At 59.2% G+C, this 15,962-nt stretch carries 14 protein-coding genes; 4 read left to right on the top strand and 10 right to left on the bottom strand.

The features are described from left to right. Window positions 1-193: 193 nt before the first annotated feature. The 7 genes from F8N12_RS24815 to F8N12_RS24785 all read right to left on the bottom strand — a co-directional run bounded on the left by F8N12_RS24815 (window position 194) and on the right by F8N12_RS24785 (window position 8,087). The gene (locus F8N12_RS24815; RefSeq protein ID WP_150582737.1) at window positions 194-619 is read right to left on the bottom strand and encodes a GNAT family N-acetyltransferase; all 426 of its coding nucleotides are present in this window, start codon (window positions 617-619) and stop codon (window positions 194-196) included. Further along, the gene (locus F8N12_RS24810) at window positions 612-1,781 is read right to left on the bottom strand and encodes a cupin domain-containing protein (RefSeq protein ID WP_150582736.1); all 1,170 of its coding nucleotides are present in this window, start codon (window positions 1,779-1,781) and stop codon (window positions 612-614) included. Before F8N12_RS24810 ends, F8N12_RS24815 begins: the two co-directional genes overlap by 8 nt. An 86-nt stretch (window positions 1,782-1,867) precedes the next feature. Beyond that, the gene (gene purB / locus F8N12_RS24805) at window positions 1,868-3,238 is read right to left on the bottom strand and encodes an adenylosuccinate lyase (RefSeq protein ID WP_150582735.1); all 1,371 of its coding nucleotides are present in this window, start codon (window positions 3,236-3,238) and stop codon (window positions 1,868-1,870) included. Between the two features lie 115 nt (window positions 3,239-3,353). Next, window positions 3,354-3,977, bottom strand: coding sequence for a high frequency lysogenization protein HflD (gene hflD, locus F8N12_RS24800; protein ID WP_150582734.1), 624 nt, complete (start codon window positions 3,975-3,977; stop codon window positions 3,354-3,356). Beyond that, window positions 3,974-5,119: a tRNA 2-thiouridine(34) synthase MnmA gene (gene mnmA / locus F8N12_RS24795; RefSeq protein ID WP_150582733.1), complete on the bottom strand. Its 1,146-nt coding sequence runs from the start codon at window positions 5,117-5,119 to the stop codon at window positions 3,974-3,976. Before mnmA ends, hflD begins: the two co-directional genes overlap by 4 nt. 59 nt (window positions 5,120-5,178) lie before the next feature. After that, window positions 5,179-5,625: an NUDIX hydrolase gene (locus F8N12_RS24790; protein ID WP_150582732.1), complete on the bottom strand. Its 447-nt coding sequence runs from the start codon at window positions 5,623-5,625 to the stop codon at window positions 5,179-5,181. Between the two features lie 236 nt (window positions 5,626-5,861). Then, the gene (locus F8N12_RS24785; protein ID WP_150582731.1) at window positions 5,862-8,087 is read right to left on the bottom strand and encodes an NADP-dependent isocitrate dehydrogenase; all 2,226 of its coding nucleotides are present in this window, start codon (window positions 8,085-8,087) and stop codon (window positions 5,862-5,864) included. 493 nt (window positions 8,088-8,580) lie between these two features. Between F8N12_RS24785 and icd the strand changes: the two genes are divergently transcribed. Beyond that, on the top strand, window positions 8,581-9,837 hold the full coding sequence (gene icd, locus F8N12_RS24775; protein WP_150582729.1) for an NADP-dependent isocitrate dehydrogenase: 1,257 nt from the start codon (window positions 8,581-8,583) through the stop codon (window positions 9,835-9,837). Between the two features lie 54 nt (window positions 9,838-9,891). Here icd and F8N12_RS24770 read toward each other — a convergent pair whose 3' ends face one another. Then, window positions 9,892-10,176 carry a cold shock domain-containing protein gene (locus F8N12_RS24770; RefSeq protein WP_150582728.1) on the bottom strand — a complete coding sequence of 95 codons (285 nt, stop codon included), beginning with the start codon at window positions 10,174-10,176 and terminating at the stop codon, window positions 9,892-9,894. A gap of 225 nt (window positions 10,177-10,401) precedes the next feature. On the opposite strand from F8N12_RS24770, the gene clpS reads away from it, so the two are divergent. Together clpS and clpA are read left to right on the top strand one after the other, a co-directional pair. Further along, window positions 10,402-10,785 carry an ATP-dependent Clp protease adapter ClpS gene (clpS, locus tag F8N12_RS24765; RefSeq protein ID WP_150582727.1) on the top strand — a complete coding sequence of 128 codons (384 nt, stop codon included), beginning with the start codon at window positions 10,402-10,404 and terminating at the stop codon, window positions 10,783-10,785. Window positions 10,786-10,815: 30 nt separating this feature from the next. Then, on the top strand, window positions 10,816-13,086 hold the full coding sequence (gene clpA / locus F8N12_RS24760; RefSeq protein WP_150582726.1) for an ATP-dependent Clp protease ATP-binding subunit ClpA: 2,271 nt from the start codon (window positions 10,816-10,818) through the stop codon (window positions 13,084-13,086). 148 nt (window positions 13,087-13,234) lie between these two features. On the opposite strand, the gene F8N12_RS24755 is transcribed toward clpA, so the two are convergent. Together F8N12_RS24755 and F8N12_RS24750 are read right to left on the bottom strand one after the other, a co-directional pair. Next, on the bottom strand, window positions 13,235-14,584 hold the full coding sequence (locus F8N12_RS24755; protein WP_150582725.1) for a heavy metal sensor histidine kinase: 1,350 nt from the start codon (window positions 14,582-14,584) through the stop codon (window positions 13,235-13,237). Then, window positions 14,584-15,264 (bottom strand): heavy metal response regulator transcription factor, encoded by a 681-nt coding sequence (locus tag F8N12_RS24750; RefSeq protein WP_150582724.1) that lies wholly within the window; start codon window positions 15,262-15,264, stop codon window positions 14,584-14,586. Before F8N12_RS24750 ends, F8N12_RS24755 begins: the two co-directional genes overlap by 1 nt. Window positions 15,265-15,415: 151 nt before the next feature. Here F8N12_RS24750 and F8N12_RS24745 point away from each other — a divergent pair, with 151 nt between their 5' ends. Next, window positions 15,416-15,934: a plastocyanin/azurin family copper-binding protein gene (locus F8N12_RS24745; RefSeq protein WP_150582723.1), complete on the top strand. Its 519-nt coding sequence runs from the start codon at window positions 15,416-15,418 to the stop codon at window positions 15,932-15,934. Window positions 15,935-15,962: the final 28 nt, after the last annotated feature.

Here is a 15,962-nt window from a genome sequence, read left to right as displayed (position 1 = left end):
CAGGCAAGTCCTCTCACCACAGGCAAGCCCTCTCACTCCAGGCAAGCCCCTTCACAGGCAAGCCCCCTCACCACAGGCAAGCCCCTTCACCACAGGCAAGCCCCTTCACCCCAGGCAAGTCCTCTCACCACAGGCAAGCCCCTTCACCACAGGCAAGCCCCTTCACCCCAGGTAAGCCCCTCACCACAAGGTCTCAGGCCGAGTGCCGGACCATGTCAACATGCGGAATCCCGGCTTCGAGGAATTCCTCGCTGACCAGGCTGAAACCCAGGCGCTCATAGAATGGCATGGCCTGCACCTGCGCACTGAGCATTTGCTGATTCAGTCCGCGTTTTTCAGCTTCGCCGATCACTGCATGCATCAGCGCGTCGCCCACCTTCAAACCGCGCCAGTCCTTGAGCACCGAGACGCGGCCGATGTGTCCGTCGGGCAGCAGGCGCGCGGTGCCTATCGGGAAGTCGCCTTCGTATGCGAGGAAATGCACCGCTGTCGCGTCGTCAGCATCCCATTCCAGCTCAGGCGGAACGGACTGCTCGGCGATGAACACCGTCTCACGAATGCGCCGGATCTCGGCGTTGTCCTTTTGCCAGTCTGCGACACGTACGTGAATTTTATTCATCAGCAAACACCAGGCTTCCTTGCTTGATCAGTTCACACAGCAGGCCGCGACCGTCTTCGTCGCTCAGCCACGCGCCGAGATTGTCGGCATGCAGGGCATCGGCGGCGCAGATCATCTTCAACAGTTCGCGCAACTTGCCCGGCAGGTAGCGGCTCTGGCCGCTGGCGAACAGCAGCAGATCGTCATCGACTTCCGACCAGGCCAGGCGCGCGCTCGGGTTGCGGATCAGCACAGCGCCTTGTTCGAGGCTGGCCAGCAGGTCTTCTTCTTCGATGTCTTCCGGGCCCACTACCAGCTCCGGGTAACGCGGCTCGGTCATGAACTGGCCAAACCAGGTCAGCAGCAGGCGCTCATCGCTCATGTGCTCGGCCAGCAAGCCTTTCAAGCGATCCAGGGCATCGTGCTGAATCTGATGCGGATCAACCGCCGGCTTGGCGTCAGCGTCGGTGTAGCGCTCTTCGTCCGGCAGGAACTGGCTGAGGAAGTCGGTAAAGTGGGTCAGCACTTCAGCAGCGCTAGGCGCACGGAAGCCCACTGAATACGTCATGCAGTCATCAATCGCTACGCCGCAATGGGCCAGACGCGGCGGCAGGTAAAGCATGTCGCCCGGTTCCAGAACCCATTCATCAGTGGCTTGGAAATCCGCGAGGATGCGCAAGTCGGCGTGTTGCAGAAGCGGGCTCTCGGAATCGCACATCTGGCCGATTTTCCAGTTGCGCTTGCCATGACCCTGCAGCAGGAACACATCGTAATTATCGAAGTGCGGGCCGACGCTGCCGCCTGGCGCGGCGAAGCTGATCATCACGTCATCGATCCGCCAGCTCGGCAGGAAACGGAAATGCTCGAGCATTTCGCTGACTTCCGGCACGAACTGGTCGACCGCTTGCACCAGCAAGGTCCACTCGGTTTCCGGCAGCTTGCTGAATTCGTCTTCGGCAAACGGGCCGCGGCGCAATTCCCAGGGACGCTCGCCGTGCTCGATCACCAGACGCGATTCAACTTCTTCTTCCAGCGCCAGACCGGCCAGTTCATCGGCATCGATCGGGCTTTCGAAATCAGGAATTGCCTGGCGAATCAGCAGAGGTTTTTTCTGCCAGTAGTCGCGCAGGAACTCGCGCGCCGTGATGCCGCCCAGAAGTTGAAGAGGAATATCAGGATTCATGTGTAACCTATTGAAAAAAAGTACTTTTCAGACGGGAATAAAAACGCCCGGCGCAGCCGGGCGTCTCAAACGGGTACAGCGATCGATCAGATGCGTTTGGCTTGTGCCACAGCGTTGCCGATGTAGTTTGCCGGGGTCAGCAGTTTCAGCTCGGCCTTGGCTGCGGGGGGCATGTCCAGACCGTCGATGAAAGTTTGCAGCGCTTCAGGGCTGATGCCCTTGCCACGGGTCAATTCTTTCAGCTTTTCATACGGGTTTTCGATGTTGTAGCGACGCATGACAGTCTGGATCGGCTCGGCCAGTACTTCCCAGCACGCGTCCAGGTCAGCAGCGATTTTCTGCGCGTTGAGCTCCAGTTTGCTGATGCCTTTGAGGCTGGCTTCATAGGCGATCACGCTGTGCGCGAAACCGACACCGAGGTTGCGCAACACGGTGGAGTCGGTCAGGTCACGCTGCCAGCGCGAGATCGGCAGCTTGCTCGCCAGGTGCTGGAACAGTGCGTTGGCGATGCCCAGGTTGCCTTCGGAGTTTTCGAAGTCGATCGGGTTGACCTTGTGCGGCATGGTCGACGAACCGATTTCGCCAGCGATGGTGCGCTGCTTGAAATAACCCAGGGAAATGTAGCCCCAGATGTCGCGGTCGAAGTCGATCAGGATGGTGTTGAAGCGGGCGATCGCGTCGAACAGCTCGGCAATGTAGTCGTGCGGTTCGATCTGCGTGGTGTACGGGTTGAAGCCCAGGCCTAGCTCGTCTTCGATGAAGGCGCGGGCATTTTCTTCCCAGTCGATTTCCGGGTAGGCCGACAGGTGTGCGTTGTAGTTGCCGACAGCGCCGTTGATCTTGCCCAGCAGCGGAACGGCAGCGACCTGAGCGATCTGACGCTCCAGACGGTAGACCACGTTTGCCAGTTCTTTGCCCAGGGTGGTCGGCGAGGCCGGCTGACCGTGGGTGCGCGACAGCATCGGCACGTCGGCGAAACGGATCGCCAGTTCGCGAATGGCTTCGGCGGTCTGGCGCATCAGCGGCAGCATCACATCATCACGGCCTTCGCGCAGCATCAAAGCGTGGGACAGATTGTTGATGTCCTCGCTGGTGCAGGCGAAGTGGATGAATTCACTGACAGCAGCCAGTTCCGGCAACTTGGCCGCCTGCTCTTTGAGCAGGTATTCGATGGCCTTGACGTCGTGGTTGGTGGTGCGCTCGATCTCTTTGACGCGCTCGGCGTGGTCCAGAGAGAAATTTTCCGCCAGGGTGTTCAGTACAGCGTTGGCCTCGGCGGAGAACGCCGGCACTTCGCTGATGGCGGAGTGGGCGGCCAGACGCTGGAGCCAGCGCACTTCAACCAGAACCCGTGCACGGATCAGGCCGTATTCGCTGAAAATAGGGCGCAAGGCCTGGGTTTTGCCGGCGTAGCGGCCGTCAACAGGGGAAACCGCAGTGAGCGAAGAAAGCTGCATGGGGTGTTCTCGGACAGTCGGGCAACGAAATGGGGCGCGTATCATACATGAAAAAATTCGCCGGTCCGTTGCCAACTGACCAGCGTCTTACGCGTTACAGACTACAAAGGGTGGTTCAGCTGTTGCGCATCAGCGGGTACAGCTCTTTGAGCAATTTGCGCCGGCTGATCACCAGCTGCCAGCGATGCCCGCCCAACTGCCGCCACAGGCGTGCCGAACGAATGCCGGCGAGCAACAGCGCGCGAATCTTCGAGGCATTGCTTGGTTGCTGCAGGTTACGCATGTCGCCGTGCACCTGAATCCGTTGGCGCAACGTGCTCAGGGTGTCCTGGTACAACGCACCACAGGCCGCGATCACGTTTTCGTGGGCCGCGCCGAAGTGCTCGACCTGGGACTGGATCTGCGGCAGACGTTTGCCGATCTCGTCCAGCATGTCGTCACGCTTGGCCAGTTGCCGTTCGAGGCCGAGCATCGCCAGGGCATAACGCAACGGTTCGCGTTGCAAGGTGCTCGGATCACGCTCGAGGGCGCCGATCAGTGCGCGATAGCCCTCGCGCAGATTGAGGTCATCGCCGCCGTAGACTTCCAGGGTGTTCCTGGGGTCGCGAATCAGCAGGCTGCCGAGCATGCACGTCAGGCCGGCTTCAGTGGTCTGCCCGGTCTTGGCGATCTTGTCGACCAGCACGGCGGCGAGAAACACGCCGCCCAGCGCCGTCAGTTGCTCCTGAGTCGGATTCATTGGGCTTGGCTCTGGGAATGCTTGCTGCTGGTCCACGGCTCGGCCACTTCGATCACGCCGCCGCCGAGGCAGACTTCACCGTCGTAGAACACCACGGACTGACCCGGGGTGACCGCGCGTTGCGGGTCGGCAAAGATCGCGCGGTAACCGTTGGCGGTTTTTTCCAGCGTGCAAGGCTGGTCGCTCTGTCGGTAACGCACTTTGGCGGTCAACTGGCGCGGCTCGGTCAGATCGATCGGGTTGACCCAATAGATGTCAGAAGCGAGCAGGGCGCGGGAGAACAGGTACGGGTGATCGTTGCCTTGGCCGACGATCAGTTCATTGTGTTCCAGGTCCTTGATCAGCACGTACCACGGCTCGTCGCCGGCGTCTTTCAGGCCGCCGATGCCAAGGCCCTGGCGCTGGCCGATGGTGTGATACATCAAGCCATGATGACGGCCGATGATTTCACCTTCGGTGGTTTTGATCTCGCCGGGCTGGGCCGGCAGGTATTGCTTGAGGAAGTCGCTGAAGCGGCGTTCGCCGATAAAGCAGATCCCGGTGGAGTCCTTCTTCTTCGCGGTCGCCAGTTCATATTTTTCAGCAATCGCGCGCACCGCGGGCTTCTCCAGCTCGCCGACCGGGAACAGGGTCTTGGCGATCTGTTCACCGCCAACGGCGTGCAGGAAATAACTCTGGTCCTTGTTTGCGTCCAGGCCCTTGAGCAGTTCGGTGCGGCCATCGATATCGCGGCGGCGCACATAGTGACCGGTAGCGATCAGATCGGCGCCGAGCATCATGGCGTAGTCGAGAAACGCCTTGAACTTGATCTCACGGTTGCAGAGGATGTCCGGGTTTGGCGTGCGACCGGCCTTGTATTCAGCCAGGAAGTGCTCAAACACGTTGTCCCAGTACTCGGCGGCGAAATTGGCGGTGTGCAGCTTGATGCCAATCTTGTCACAAACGGCCTGGGCGTCCGCCAGGTCGTCCATGGCGGTGCAGTATTCCGTTCCATCGTCTTCTTCCCAGTTCTTCATGAACAGGCCTTCCACTTCATAGCCCTGCTCGATCAGCAGGAGAGCGGAAACGGAAGAGTCCACGCCGCCGGACATGCCGACAATGACGCGCTTCTTTTGTGTGTCAGAAGGGGCTGGATCACGCATAGGGATTCAACGAGTGTCTTGAAAAAGGACGCGATTCTAGCAGGCCCAAGGCCACAAGGCTAAAGAGAAGGGCGGATCAATTCGAGGCCGAAGTGGTTGCCGTCCAGATAATCATCGATGCAGCGGATGATCAGTTCACTCCGCCAATCGTCCCGCTGTTCGATTAATTCGTCGCGCGTCAGCCACTTGGCGCCGACGATGCCGTCGTCCAGTTGATAATCCGGGTGGTGCCGCAGTGGTTTCGCGGTGAAGCAGATGCGCTGATAAGTCACGCCGTTGCTCGGCGCAGTGTAGAGGTAGATGCCGACCACACCGGTCGGTTCGACGTCCCAGCCGGTTTCTTCGAGGGTTTCGCGTACAGCGGCCTCGATCAAGGTTTCGTCCGGGTCTAGGTGGCCGGCCGGCTGATTGAGCACGACGCGCCCGCCCTTGAGCTCTTCGACCATCAGAAAGCGACCGTTGTCTTCGACGATGGTGGCGACGGTGATGTGGGGTTTCCAGTCCATGAAATGACCTCGGTCTTGTTGGAGGGTGTAGCAGCTCCCGAGCTTGCGAGGCTGCGTCCGGCTGCGAAGCAGTCGTAAAATCAGGCTACGCGGTGTGCCAGGCAGACCGTGTGTACAGGGTTTGCGACTGCTTCGCAGCCGGACGCAGCCTCGCAAGCTCGGCAGCTGCTACAGGGGCGCCAGTCACAAACAGAAACCCCGGCACTCGGCCGGGGCTTCTTTGCATCCTTACAACCTTACACCAGCGCAGCGATCGCGGCGTTGAAGGTGTTGCTCGGGCGCATGGCCTTGCTGATCAGCTCGGCATTGGCGTGGTAGTAACCGCCGATGTCCACTGGCTTGCCCTGAACGGCGTTGAGCTCGGCGACGATGGTCGCTTCGTTCTCGGTCAGGGTTTTGGCAAGTGTGCCGAACTGCGCTTGCAGTGCCGCGTCTTCGGTCTGGGCAGCCAGGGCCTGAGCCCAGTACAGCGCCAGGTAGAAATGGCTGCCGCGGTTGTCGATATTGCCGACTTTGCGCGATGGCGACTTGTTGTTGTCCAGGAACTGGCCGGTGGCCTGATCCAGGGTCTTGGCCAGAACCAGCGCCTTAGGGTTGTTGTAGGTCACACCCAGGTGCTCAAGGGAAGCAGCCAGGGCGAGGAATTCACCCAGCGAATCCCAGCGCAGGAAGTTTTCTTCCAGCAGTTGCTGAACGTGCTTCGGTGCCGAACCGCCAGCGCCAGTTTCGAACAGACCGCCGCCATTCATCAGCGGAACGATCGACAGCATCTTGGCGCTGGTGCCCAGTTCCATGATCGGGAACAGGTCGGTCAGGTAGTCGCGCAGTACGTTGCCGGTCACCGAAATGGTGTCCTTGCCTTCGCGGGTGCGCTGCAGGGTGAACTTCATCGCGTCGACAGGTGCCATGATCTGGATGTCCAGGCCGGCGGTGTCGTGATCCTTCAGGTAAGCCTGAACTTTCTCGATCACCACGCCATCGTGGGCGCGCATCGGGTCCAGCCAGAAAATCGCCGGCGTGCTGCTTGCGCGAGCGCGGTTGACCGCCAGTTTGACCCAATCCTGAATCGGCGCGTCTTTGGTCTGGCACATGCGGAAGGTGTCGCCGGCTTCAACCGACTGCTCCAGCAAGGTACGACCAGCGCTGTCGGATACCCGAACCACGCCGTTCGACTTGATCTGGAAAGTCTTGTCGTGCGAGCCGTACTCTTCGGCTTTTTTCGCCATCAGACCAACGTTTGGCACGCTGCCCATGGTGGTCGGATCGAAAGCGCCGTTGACCTTGCAGTCTTCGATGACCGCTTGGTAGATGGTGGCGTAGCAGCGATCCGGGATCACGGCCTTGGTGTCGTGCAGCTCGCCGTCAGTGCCCCACATTTTGCCGGAGTCACGGATCATCGCCGGCATCGAGGCGTCGACGATGACGTCGCTCGGCACGTGCAGGTTGGTGATGCCTTTGTCGGAGTTGACCATGGCCAACGACGGACGAACGGCGTAGACCGCCTGGATGTCCGCTTCGATTTGCGCTTGTTGCTCGGCAGGCAATGCCTTGATGCGAGCGTAGAGGTCGCCGATGCCGTTGTTCAGGTTGAAGCCGATCTGTGCCAGCACGTCTGCGTGCTTGGCCAACGCGTCTTTATAGAACTCGGCAACGATCTGGCCGAACATGATCGGGTCGGAGACCTTCATCATGGTGGCTTTCAGGTGAACCGACAGCAGCACGCCCTTGGCTTTGGCGTCTTCGATCTCGGCCGCAATGAACGTGCGCAGCGCGTTTTTGCTCATGACCGCGCAATCGAGGATCTCACCGGCTTGTACAGTGGTCTTTTCTTTCAGGACGGTGGTGGTGCCGTCTTGAGCGATCAGTTCGATATTGACGGCGTCAGCGGCGTCGATCAGGGCAGCTTTTTCGCTGCCGTAGAAATCACCGGTGCTCATGTGCGCAACGTGGGACTTGGAGTCTTTGGCCCAGGCGCCCATTTTGTGCGGGTGCTTGCGTGCGTAGTTCTTGACTGACAGCGGTGCGCGACGATCGGAGTTGCCTTCGCGCAGAACCGGGTTCACGGCACTGCCCTTGATCTTGTCGTAACGCGACTTGGCTTCTTTGTCGGCGTCGCTGCTCACGGTTTCCGGGTAGTCCGGCAGCGCGAAGCCCTGGGCTTGCAGCTCTTTGATCGCAGCTTGCAGTTGCGGAACCGAGGCGCTGATGTTCGGCAGCTTGATGATGTTGGCTTCAGGCGTAACGGCCAGGTCGCCCAGTTCGGCGAGGTGGTCGGCTACGGCTTTGTCACCCAATTGCTCGGGGAAGCTGGCCAGAATGCGCCCTGCAAGAGAGATATCGCGGGTTTCAACGGCGATATCAGCCGAAGCGGTGAACGCTTCTACGATAGGCAACAGTGAATAGGTGGCGAGGGCTGGGGCTTCGTCGGTGAAGGTATAGATGATCTTCGAGCGGGTGGGCATATTCGGATTAACTCTCTCTTCTTTGCTAAAGCGTGCGCAGAAACTCGAGGGGCGCCGGGTAAGCGCGTTCGTTCAAAGTCGTCCATGAGCCGAATGTCGAAGTTTGTGCGCGGTGATGTTGGGTGCATCAGTCGAGCGGCAAGCGGGTGGACTGCGGTAACAGTCCTGCTTTTCAGGCCGGAAGTCTCGTCGTAGAGAGGTCGGCCGTCGTGACTCTGTGGTCAGCGGGCGGCATTATACATAGGTAGCTGGCAATCTGCCGATGGTTCAGAGGTAACGATTCTCGTCCATTGGTCTAAAGGTCGCAGGGGACTGCGGGGCGTAGAGTCGGTGAACGTGCTTGAGTTTGGCGCTTTTCCCTTTGCTTTCAGGCTTGTAGGTCGCGAACGGCGCCGCTTTGCGGCAGATGGATGGAACATAGGGTTTGCGCGCTGATTCAACTGGGGTACGCTCGAACGAAGCCAGATGTTCAATCCAAACAATGGAGTTCAGCATGGGATACAAGAAGATTCAGGTTCCAGCGGTCGGCGACAAAATCACCGTCAATGCGGACCATTCTCTCAATGTTCCTAACAACCCGATCATCCCCTTCATCGAAGGCGATGGTATTGGCGTTGATATCAGCCCGGTCATGATCAAGGTTGTCGATGCTGCTGTGAAGAAGGCCTACGGCGGCGAACGCAAAATTTCCTGGATGGAAGTCTATGCCGGGGAGAAAGCGACTCAGGTTTACGATCAGGACACCTGGCTGCCTCAGGAAACCCTGGACGCAGTCAAGGATTACGTGGTTTCCATCAAGGGCCCTCTGACCACCCCGGTCGGTGGCGGCATCCGTTCGTTGAACGTGGCCCTGCGTCAACAACTCGACCTTTATGTGTGCCTGCGCCCGGTGCGCTGGTTCGAAGGCGTGCCAAGCCCGGTCAAGAAGCCAGGCGATGTCGACATGACGATCTTCCGCGAGAACTCGGAAGACATTTATGCCGGTATCGAATGGAAGGCCGGTTCGCCGGAAGCGACCAAGGTCATCAAGTTCCTTAAAGAAGAAATGGGCGTCACCAAGATCCGTTTCGACGAGAACTGCGGCATCGGCGTCAAGCCGGTTTCCCTGGAAGGCACCAAGCGTTTGGCGCGCAAGGCTCTGCAATATGTAGTCGACAACGATCGCGACTCGCTGACCATCGTGCACAAAGGCAACATCATGAAGTTCACCGAAGGTGCCTTCAAGGAATGGGCCTACGAAGTGGCGGCCGAAGAGTTCGGCGCGACCCTGCTCGATGGCGGGCCGTGGATGCAGTTCAAGAACCCGAAAACCGGCAAGAACGTCATCGTCAAGGATGCCATCGCCGATGCCATGCTCCAGCAGATCCTGCTGCGCCCGGCCGAATACGATGTGATCGCGACCCTGAACCTCAACGGCGACTACCTCTCCGACGCGCTCGCGGCGGAAGTGGGCGGTATCGGGATTGCCCCGGGTGCCAACCTGTCCGACACCGTGGCCATGTTCGAAGCCACCCACGGTACTGCGCCGAAGTACGCCGGCAAGGACCAGGTCAACCCCGGTTCGCTGATCCTGTCCGCCGAAATGATGCTGCGTCACATGGGCTGGACCGAAGCGGCTGACTTGATTATCAAAGGTACCAATGGTGCGATTTCCGCCAAGACCGTGACCTATGACTTCGAGCGTCTGATGGACGGCGCGAAGCTGGTCTCGTCCTCCGGTTTCGGTGATGCCTTGATTTCGCATATGTAAACGAGCGGCATAAAAAAAACCGCCTTCGGGCGGTTTTTTCATGACTGGCCGACGTCAGCCTGACACTTTCTCGCTCTGGACTGCAGCAGTGGTCTCAGTTATGGCGGGTTGTTCGGCACCGGTGATCTCCAACGCATGCAGGCCCTTGGGGCCCTGGACGATTGTAAAATTGACGAGTTGACCTGCTTTCAGGGTTTTGTATCCGTCCATCTTGATGGCCGAATAGTGGGCAAAGAAATCAATCTCCTTGCCATCCTCGTCATGTCCTTCCAGGGCATCGGTATTGACGAATCCGAACCCCTTGGCGTTGTTGAACCACTTGACCTTACCGACCGGCATGCTCACATCCCTCTGCAACAGACTCCATCACTGGAGTATCATCCAGTACATCCGCAATCGAATCCGATAAATAAGATTGACTCCGCGGACCTTTTTTACCCACTGTGGGCTCTATTGGTTGTAACACCGTTTTGCCGATAGTCAAGGTGACCTGGCAGTCGGAGTTGAAATTGCCGAGGCCCGCCCCCACCACTGTATTTGAACAACAGACGAACCTTTCTTTCCATGCATGCAATCAGCCAGATTCGACTAACATTCAATCAGGATCGCCCGACTCTCCAGATAGATCGCCCGGAGGAACACGACGACGATTCCGCAGGCATTGCTGTTCAGGAGGCCAAGCCTGCATTACAGGCGCCGCCGATGTACAAGGTGGTTTTGTTTAATGATGATTACACACCGATGGATTTCGTCGTCGAAGTGCTCGAGGTGTTTTTTAACCTGAATCGTGAGCTGGCGACCAAGGTCATGCTGGCCGTCCATACAGAAGGACGGGCAGTATGTGGAGTGTTTACCCGCGACATCGCCGAGACCAAGGCCATGCAGGTCAACCAGTACGCCAGGGAAAGCCAGCATCCGCTACTCTGTGAAATCGAGAAGGACGGTTAATCGCCGACCACTTGGGTATGAGGTGAAGCTATGTTAAACCGCGAGCTCGAAGTCACCCTCAATCTTGCCTTCAAAGAGGCACGTTCGAAGCGTCATGAATTCATGACCGTCGAACACCTCTTGCTGGCCCTATTGGACAATGAGGCTGCCGCCACCGTTTTGCGTGCGTGCGGCGCCAACCTCGACAAACTCAAGCATGATCTGCAGGAGTTCATCGACTCTACTACGCCGCTGATCCCCCTTCATGACGAGGATCGCGAGACCCAGCCAACCCTGGGCTTCCAGCGCGTTTTGCAGCGTGCTGTGTTTCACGTGCAGAGCTCGGGCAAACGTGAAGTAACCGGCGCCAACGTGCTGGTTGCAATCTTCAGTGAGCAAGAGAGTCAGGCCGTGTTCCTGCTCAAGCAGCAGAGCGTGGCGCGCATCGATGTCGTCAATTACATCGCCCACGGCATTTCCAAAGTGCCCGGGCATGGCGATCACTCTGAAGGTGAACAAGATATGCAGGACGATGAGGGCGGTGAGTCTTCTTCTTCAGGCAATCCTCTGGATGCTTATGCCAGCAACCTCAACGAGCTCGCGCGCCAGGGGCGCATTGATCCGCTGGTCGGGCGTGAACTGGAGGTCGAACGTGTCGCGCAGATTCTCGCGCGCCGGCGCAAAAACAATCCGCTGCTGGTCGGCGAGGCGGGCGTGGGTAAAACCGCAATTGCCGAAGGCTTGGCCAAGCGTATTGTCGACAACCAGGTGCCGGACTTGCTGGCCAACAGCGTGGTCTATTCGCTTGATCTGGGTGCGTTGCTGGCCGGGACCAAGTACCGCGGTGATTTCGAGAAGCGCTTCAAGGCTTTGCTCAATGAACTGAAAAAACGTCCGCAGGCAATCCTGTTCATCGACGAAATCCACACCATTATCGGTGCGGGTGCTGCGTCCGGTGGCGTGATGGATGCGTCCAATCTGCTCAAGCCGCTGCTGTCGTCGGGTGACATTCGCTGCATCGGTTCGACCACGTTCCAGGAGTTTCGCGGGATTTTCGAGAAGGATCGGGCGTTGGCCCGGCGTTTCCAGAAGGTCGATGTGTCGGAGCCGTCGGTGGAAGATACCATCGGTATCCTGCGCGGCCTGAAAGGTCGTTTCGAGCAGCATCACAGTATCGAATACAGTGATGAGGCCCTGCGTGCCGCTGCCGAACTGGCCTCGCGCTACATCAATGATCGGCATATGCCGGACAAGGCCATTGACGTGATCGACGAGGCGGGTGCCTATCAGCGCCTGCAGCCGGTCGAGAAGCGTGTGAAGCGCATTGAGGTGCCTCAGGTCGAGGACATCGTTGCGAAAATCGCGCGGATTCCGCCGAAGCACGTCACCAGTTCCGATAAGGAACTACTGCGTAACCTCGAGCGCGACCTGAAGCTGACTGTTTTTGGCCAGGATGCTGCGATCGACTCCTTGTCGACTGCGATCAAACTGTCCCGTGCCGGTCTCAAATCGCCTGACAAGCCTGTCGGTTCGTTCCTGTTCGCCGGTCCGACCGGTGTCGGTAAAACCGAAGCGGCACGTCAGTTGGCCAAAGCGCTGGGGATTGAGCTGGTTCGCTTCGACATGTCCGAATACATGGAGCGCCACACCGTATCGCGTCTGATCGGTGCACCTCCGGGCTATGTCGGTTTCGATCAGGGCGGCCTGCTGACCGAAGCGATCACCAAACAGCCTCACTGCGTGTTGTTGCTCGATGAAATCGAGAAGGCGCACCCTGAAGTCTTCAACCTGCTGCTGCAGGTCATGGACCACGGGACGCTCACCGATAACAACGGGCGCAAGGCGGACTTCCGTAACGTGATCGTGATCATGACGACCAACGCCGGTGCCGAAACTGCAGCGCGTGCGTCGATCGGTTTCACCCATCAGGACCACTCGTCCGATGCGATGGAAGTGATCAAGAAGAGCTTTACGCCGGAGTTCCGCAACCGTCTGGACACCATTATCCAGTTTGGTCGCCTCAGTCATGAGGTCATCAAGAGCGTGGTGGACAAGTTCCTCACCGAGCTTCAGGCGCAGCTGGAAGACAAGCGTGTGCTGCTGGAGGTCACCGACGCTGCACGCAGTTGGCTGGCGGCCGGTGGTTACGACTCGGCGATGGGCGCGCGACCTATGGCGCGCTTGATCCAGGACAAGATCAAGCGTCCGTTGGCGGAGGAGATTCTGTTTGGCGAACTGGCTGAGCATGGCGGTGTGGTGCACATCGACATCAAGGACGGGGAGCTGACGTTTGACTTCGAGACCACGGCGGAGATGGCCTGACGGTCATTGATCTGCTGTAAAGCAAAAGGCGCCTTCGGGCGCCTTTTTTGTGCTGGGTGGGATCTGAGTCAAGTGTACATCTGTTGCTGCGGTTGGCTGCTCAGGGTTCCGCCCTTACCACGCCCGGATGAGGGCAAGCCTGCCGGCCTCAACCCCCTTTGGGCAATTCGATCACAAACCGCGTCCAGCCATGATCTGACTCACAGCGGATGTGCCCGCCATGGGCACCTACGATCGACTGAGTGAGCGCCAGCCCCAACCCTGCATGTTCACTGCTGCCTTCCTGTCGTGCGGGGTCGGCACGATAAAATCGATCAAACAAACGCGGCACCAGTTCTGCCGAAATCCCTTGCCCGGTATTTTCGATCACCAGACTCAAGCGTGCGGAGCCATCAATTATTCGCACCCGAATCTCCCCATCCGCCGGGGTAAACCGCAGGGCATTGTCCAGCAGATTGGAAAGCGCCCGCCGCAGCATATTACGGTCACCCAGCAACTGCGCGCTGCCATCACGGCTCAGCCTGACTCGGGCGTCTTCGGCCAGCGGCGCAAAGAACTCCAGCAAGACATTCACTTCCTCGGCAAGGTCGAGCAGCTCACGCTTCGGCGTCAGCAACCCATGATCCGCCTTGGCCAGGTACAGCATGTCGTTGACCAGCTGTGCCATCCACTGCAATTCCTCGAGGTTGCTGTGCAGAGCCTCGCGGTAATCTTCGATCGGCCGTGGACGGGTGAGGGTGACCTGGGTGTGGGTCAGCAGGTTCGACAGCGGCGTGCGCAGTTCATGGGCGATGTCGGCGGAGAACGCCGAAAGGCGCTGAAAAGAGTCGTCGAGACGTCCAAGCATGGCGTTGAAGTGGTGGGCCATTTCCGCCAGTTCCGGGGGCATGTTTGCTTCCGGCAGGCGCGCATTCAACGACTGAGCCGAGACGCCGCTGGCCACCGCACCCATGCGCCGCAGCGGGCGCAAACCGCTGCGCGCTGCCCAGGCTCCGAGCAGCGCAGTGGCGAGCGCCGACAGGCCCACGGTCAGCCAGATAAGACGCTGCATGCGTTGCAGGAAGTGCTGGTGATGGGTGATGTCCAGCAATAACGTCAGTTGAGGCGAGCCAGGCTTTTCTGGAAACAGCGGTGCGTTCAAGAGTCGATAGTCCGTGCCGGCATCGCTTATCGTCCACAGGCCGGGCTTGTGCGGCAACTGCTCGGGCACGCGCGTCGAGCTGTCGTACCAGCGTTGACCGTCACTACCGGTAATGCGCAGCGACAGATCGGCCTGGCGGCTCAATTCATCCGCCAGCCTGACTTCGCTGTCGCTCGATTGAAGGTCGTGCAACGCCCGACGCAGACCGATCAATTTGCCATCCAGCAGTTGCTGATCCAGCTCGACAAAATGTGCCTGGCTGGCGTGGCTGAACAGCAGTCCGGCGCACAACGACACCACGGCCGTGCACGCGGCAAACAGCAGCGCCAGGCGGCTGCTCAAGGAAAGTCTGCGCATCAGAGTGGGCGCTCTTCGAGAACGTAGCCCATGCCGCGTACGGTGTGGATCAACTTGTTGGGGAAATCATCATCGACTTTCAGGCGCAGGCGCCGGATCGCGACTTCGATGACGTTGGTGTCGCTGTCGAAATTCATGTCCCAGACCTGTGACGCGATCAGCGACTTTGGCAGGACTTCGCCCTGGCGCCGCAACAGCATCTCCAGCAGAGCGAATTCCTTGGCGGTGAGATCAATGCGCTGACCGCTGCGCTCGACGCGACGGCGGATCAGGTCAAGACGCAAATCAGCCAGTTGCAGGCTGGTATCCTGCGGCGTGGCACTACCGCGGCGCAGCAGGCTGCGGACCCGAGCCAGCAGTTCGGAAAAGGCAAAAGGTTTGACCAGGTAATCATCGGCGCCCAACTCGAGGCCGTGAACCCTGTCCTCCACCGCGTCGCGGGCCGTCAGAAAAAGTACCGGTGTGTCGAGCCCTGCGTTGCGCACCGCTTGCAGAATCTGCCAGCCGTCGCGGCCCGGTAACATGACATCGAGAATCAGCAGCGCGTAGTCACCGCTCAAGGCCAGCTGCTGACCGGTGTTGCCATCCGCCACCAGCTCGGCATTGAAGCCGGCCTCGGCGAGGCCCTGACGCAGGTAATGGCCGGTTTTCGGTTGGTCTTCGACGATCAGCAATTTCATGGACAACTCGAGGCAATGGAACAGACGTTTTATACCGTGGACGGCTTCGGTACGGGCTAACCTGACAAAGTTGTAATCTGCTCGTCAGTTTGCAGGCAGCCTCGGCAGTCTAGAGTTTTCGCACGCTGAACCCTATCTTTGGAGTACGACTATGTTCTTGCGCAAATCTCTGCTGCTGGCCGCGTGGCTGTTGGCACTGAGCTCGCCGACCTGGGCTTCGCCGGCCCACACCTTCGACTTTGGTCGGCCGGCCGCGGCCGCGACGGCGACTCGCACCGTGGACGTGGTGATGGGTGATATGTCGTTCACTCCGAAGGCGATCGACATCAAGGCCGGTGAGACCATTCGTTTCGTGCTGGTAAATAAAGGCCAGTTGCTGCACGAATTCAACCTCGGCGATGCAGCGATGCATGCCCGGCATCAGCAGGACATGCTCAAGATGCAACAAGGCGGCATGCTCACGCCTACAGGCGTTAAGGAAATGGACCACGGGTCCATGGGCCACGGGATGAAGCATGACGACCCCAACAGCGTGCTGGTCGAGCCGGGCAACACCGCCGAGCTGACCTGGACATTTACCAAAGCCGGTGAGCTTGAGTTTGCCTGCAATATACCTGGCCACTATCAGGCGGGGATGGTCGGCAAGTTGACCGTGGGTGCTGGCGAGTGAAACGCGACCGCGATCTTGCTAGAATCGG

It is taken from the genome of Pseudomonas fluorescens (assembly GCF_902497625.1).
Lineage (GTDB): Bacteria > Pseudomonadota > Gammaproteobacteria > Pseudomonadales > Pseudomonadaceae > Aquipseudomonas > Aquipseudomonas fluorescens_BQ.
This window is presented reverse-complemented; position numbering and strand designations above follow the sequence as displayed.

Bases quoted from the DNA above. Each gene is read 5' to 3' on its own strand.
- F8N12_RS24815 (WP_150582737.1), bottom strand. From the start codon at position 619: ATGAATAAAATTCACGTACGTGTCGCAGACTGGCAAAAGGACAACGCC.
- F8N12_RS24810 (WP_150582736.1), bottom strand. From the start codon at position 1,781: ATGAATCCTGATATTCCTCTTCAACTTCTGGGCGGCATCACGGCGCGC.
- purB (WP_150582735.1), bottom strand. From the start codon at position 3,238: ATGCAGCTTTCTTCGCTCACTGCGGTTTCCCCTGTTGACGGCCGCTAC.
- hflD (WP_150582734.1), bottom strand. From the start codon at position 3,977: ATGAATCCGACTCAGGAGCAACTGACGGCGCTGGGCGGCGTGTTTCTC.
- mnmA (WP_150582733.1), bottom strand. From the start codon at position 5,119: ATGCGTGATCCAGCCCCTTCTGACACACAAAAGAAGCGCGTCATTGTC.
- F8N12_RS24790 (WP_150582732.1), bottom strand. From the start codon at position 5,625: ATGGACTGGAAACCCCACATCACCGTCGCCACCATCGTCGAAGACAAC.
- F8N12_RS24785 (WP_150582731.1), bottom strand. From the start codon at position 8,087: ATGCCCACCCGCTCGAAGATCATCTATACCTTCACCGACGAAGCCCCA.
- icd (WP_150582729.1), top strand. From the start codon at position 8,581: ATGGGATACAAGAAGATTCAGGTTCCAGCGGTCGGCGACAAAATCACC.
- F8N12_RS24770 (WP_150582728.1), bottom strand. From the start codon at position 10,176: ATGCCGGTCGGTAAGGTCAAGTGGTTCAACAACGCCAAGGGGTTCGGA.
- clpS (WP_150582727.1), top strand. From the start codon at position 10,402: ATGCATGCAATCAGCCAGATTCGACTAACATTCAATCAGGATCGCCCG.
- clpA (WP_150582726.1), top strand. From the start codon at position 10,816: ATGTTAAACCGCGAGCTCGAAGTCACCCTCAATCTTGCCTTCAAAGAG.
- F8N12_RS24755 (WP_150582725.1), bottom strand. From the start codon at position 14,584: ATGCGCAGACTTTCCTTGAGCAGCCGCCTGGCGCTGCTGTTTGCCGCG.
- F8N12_RS24750 (WP_150582724.1), bottom strand. From the start codon at position 15,264: ATGAAATTGCTGATCGTCGAAGACCAACCGAAAACCGGCCATTACCTG.
- F8N12_RS24745 (WP_150582723.1), top strand. From the start codon at position 15,416: ATGTTCTTGCGCAAATCTCTGCTGCTGGCCGCGTGGCTGTTGGCACTG.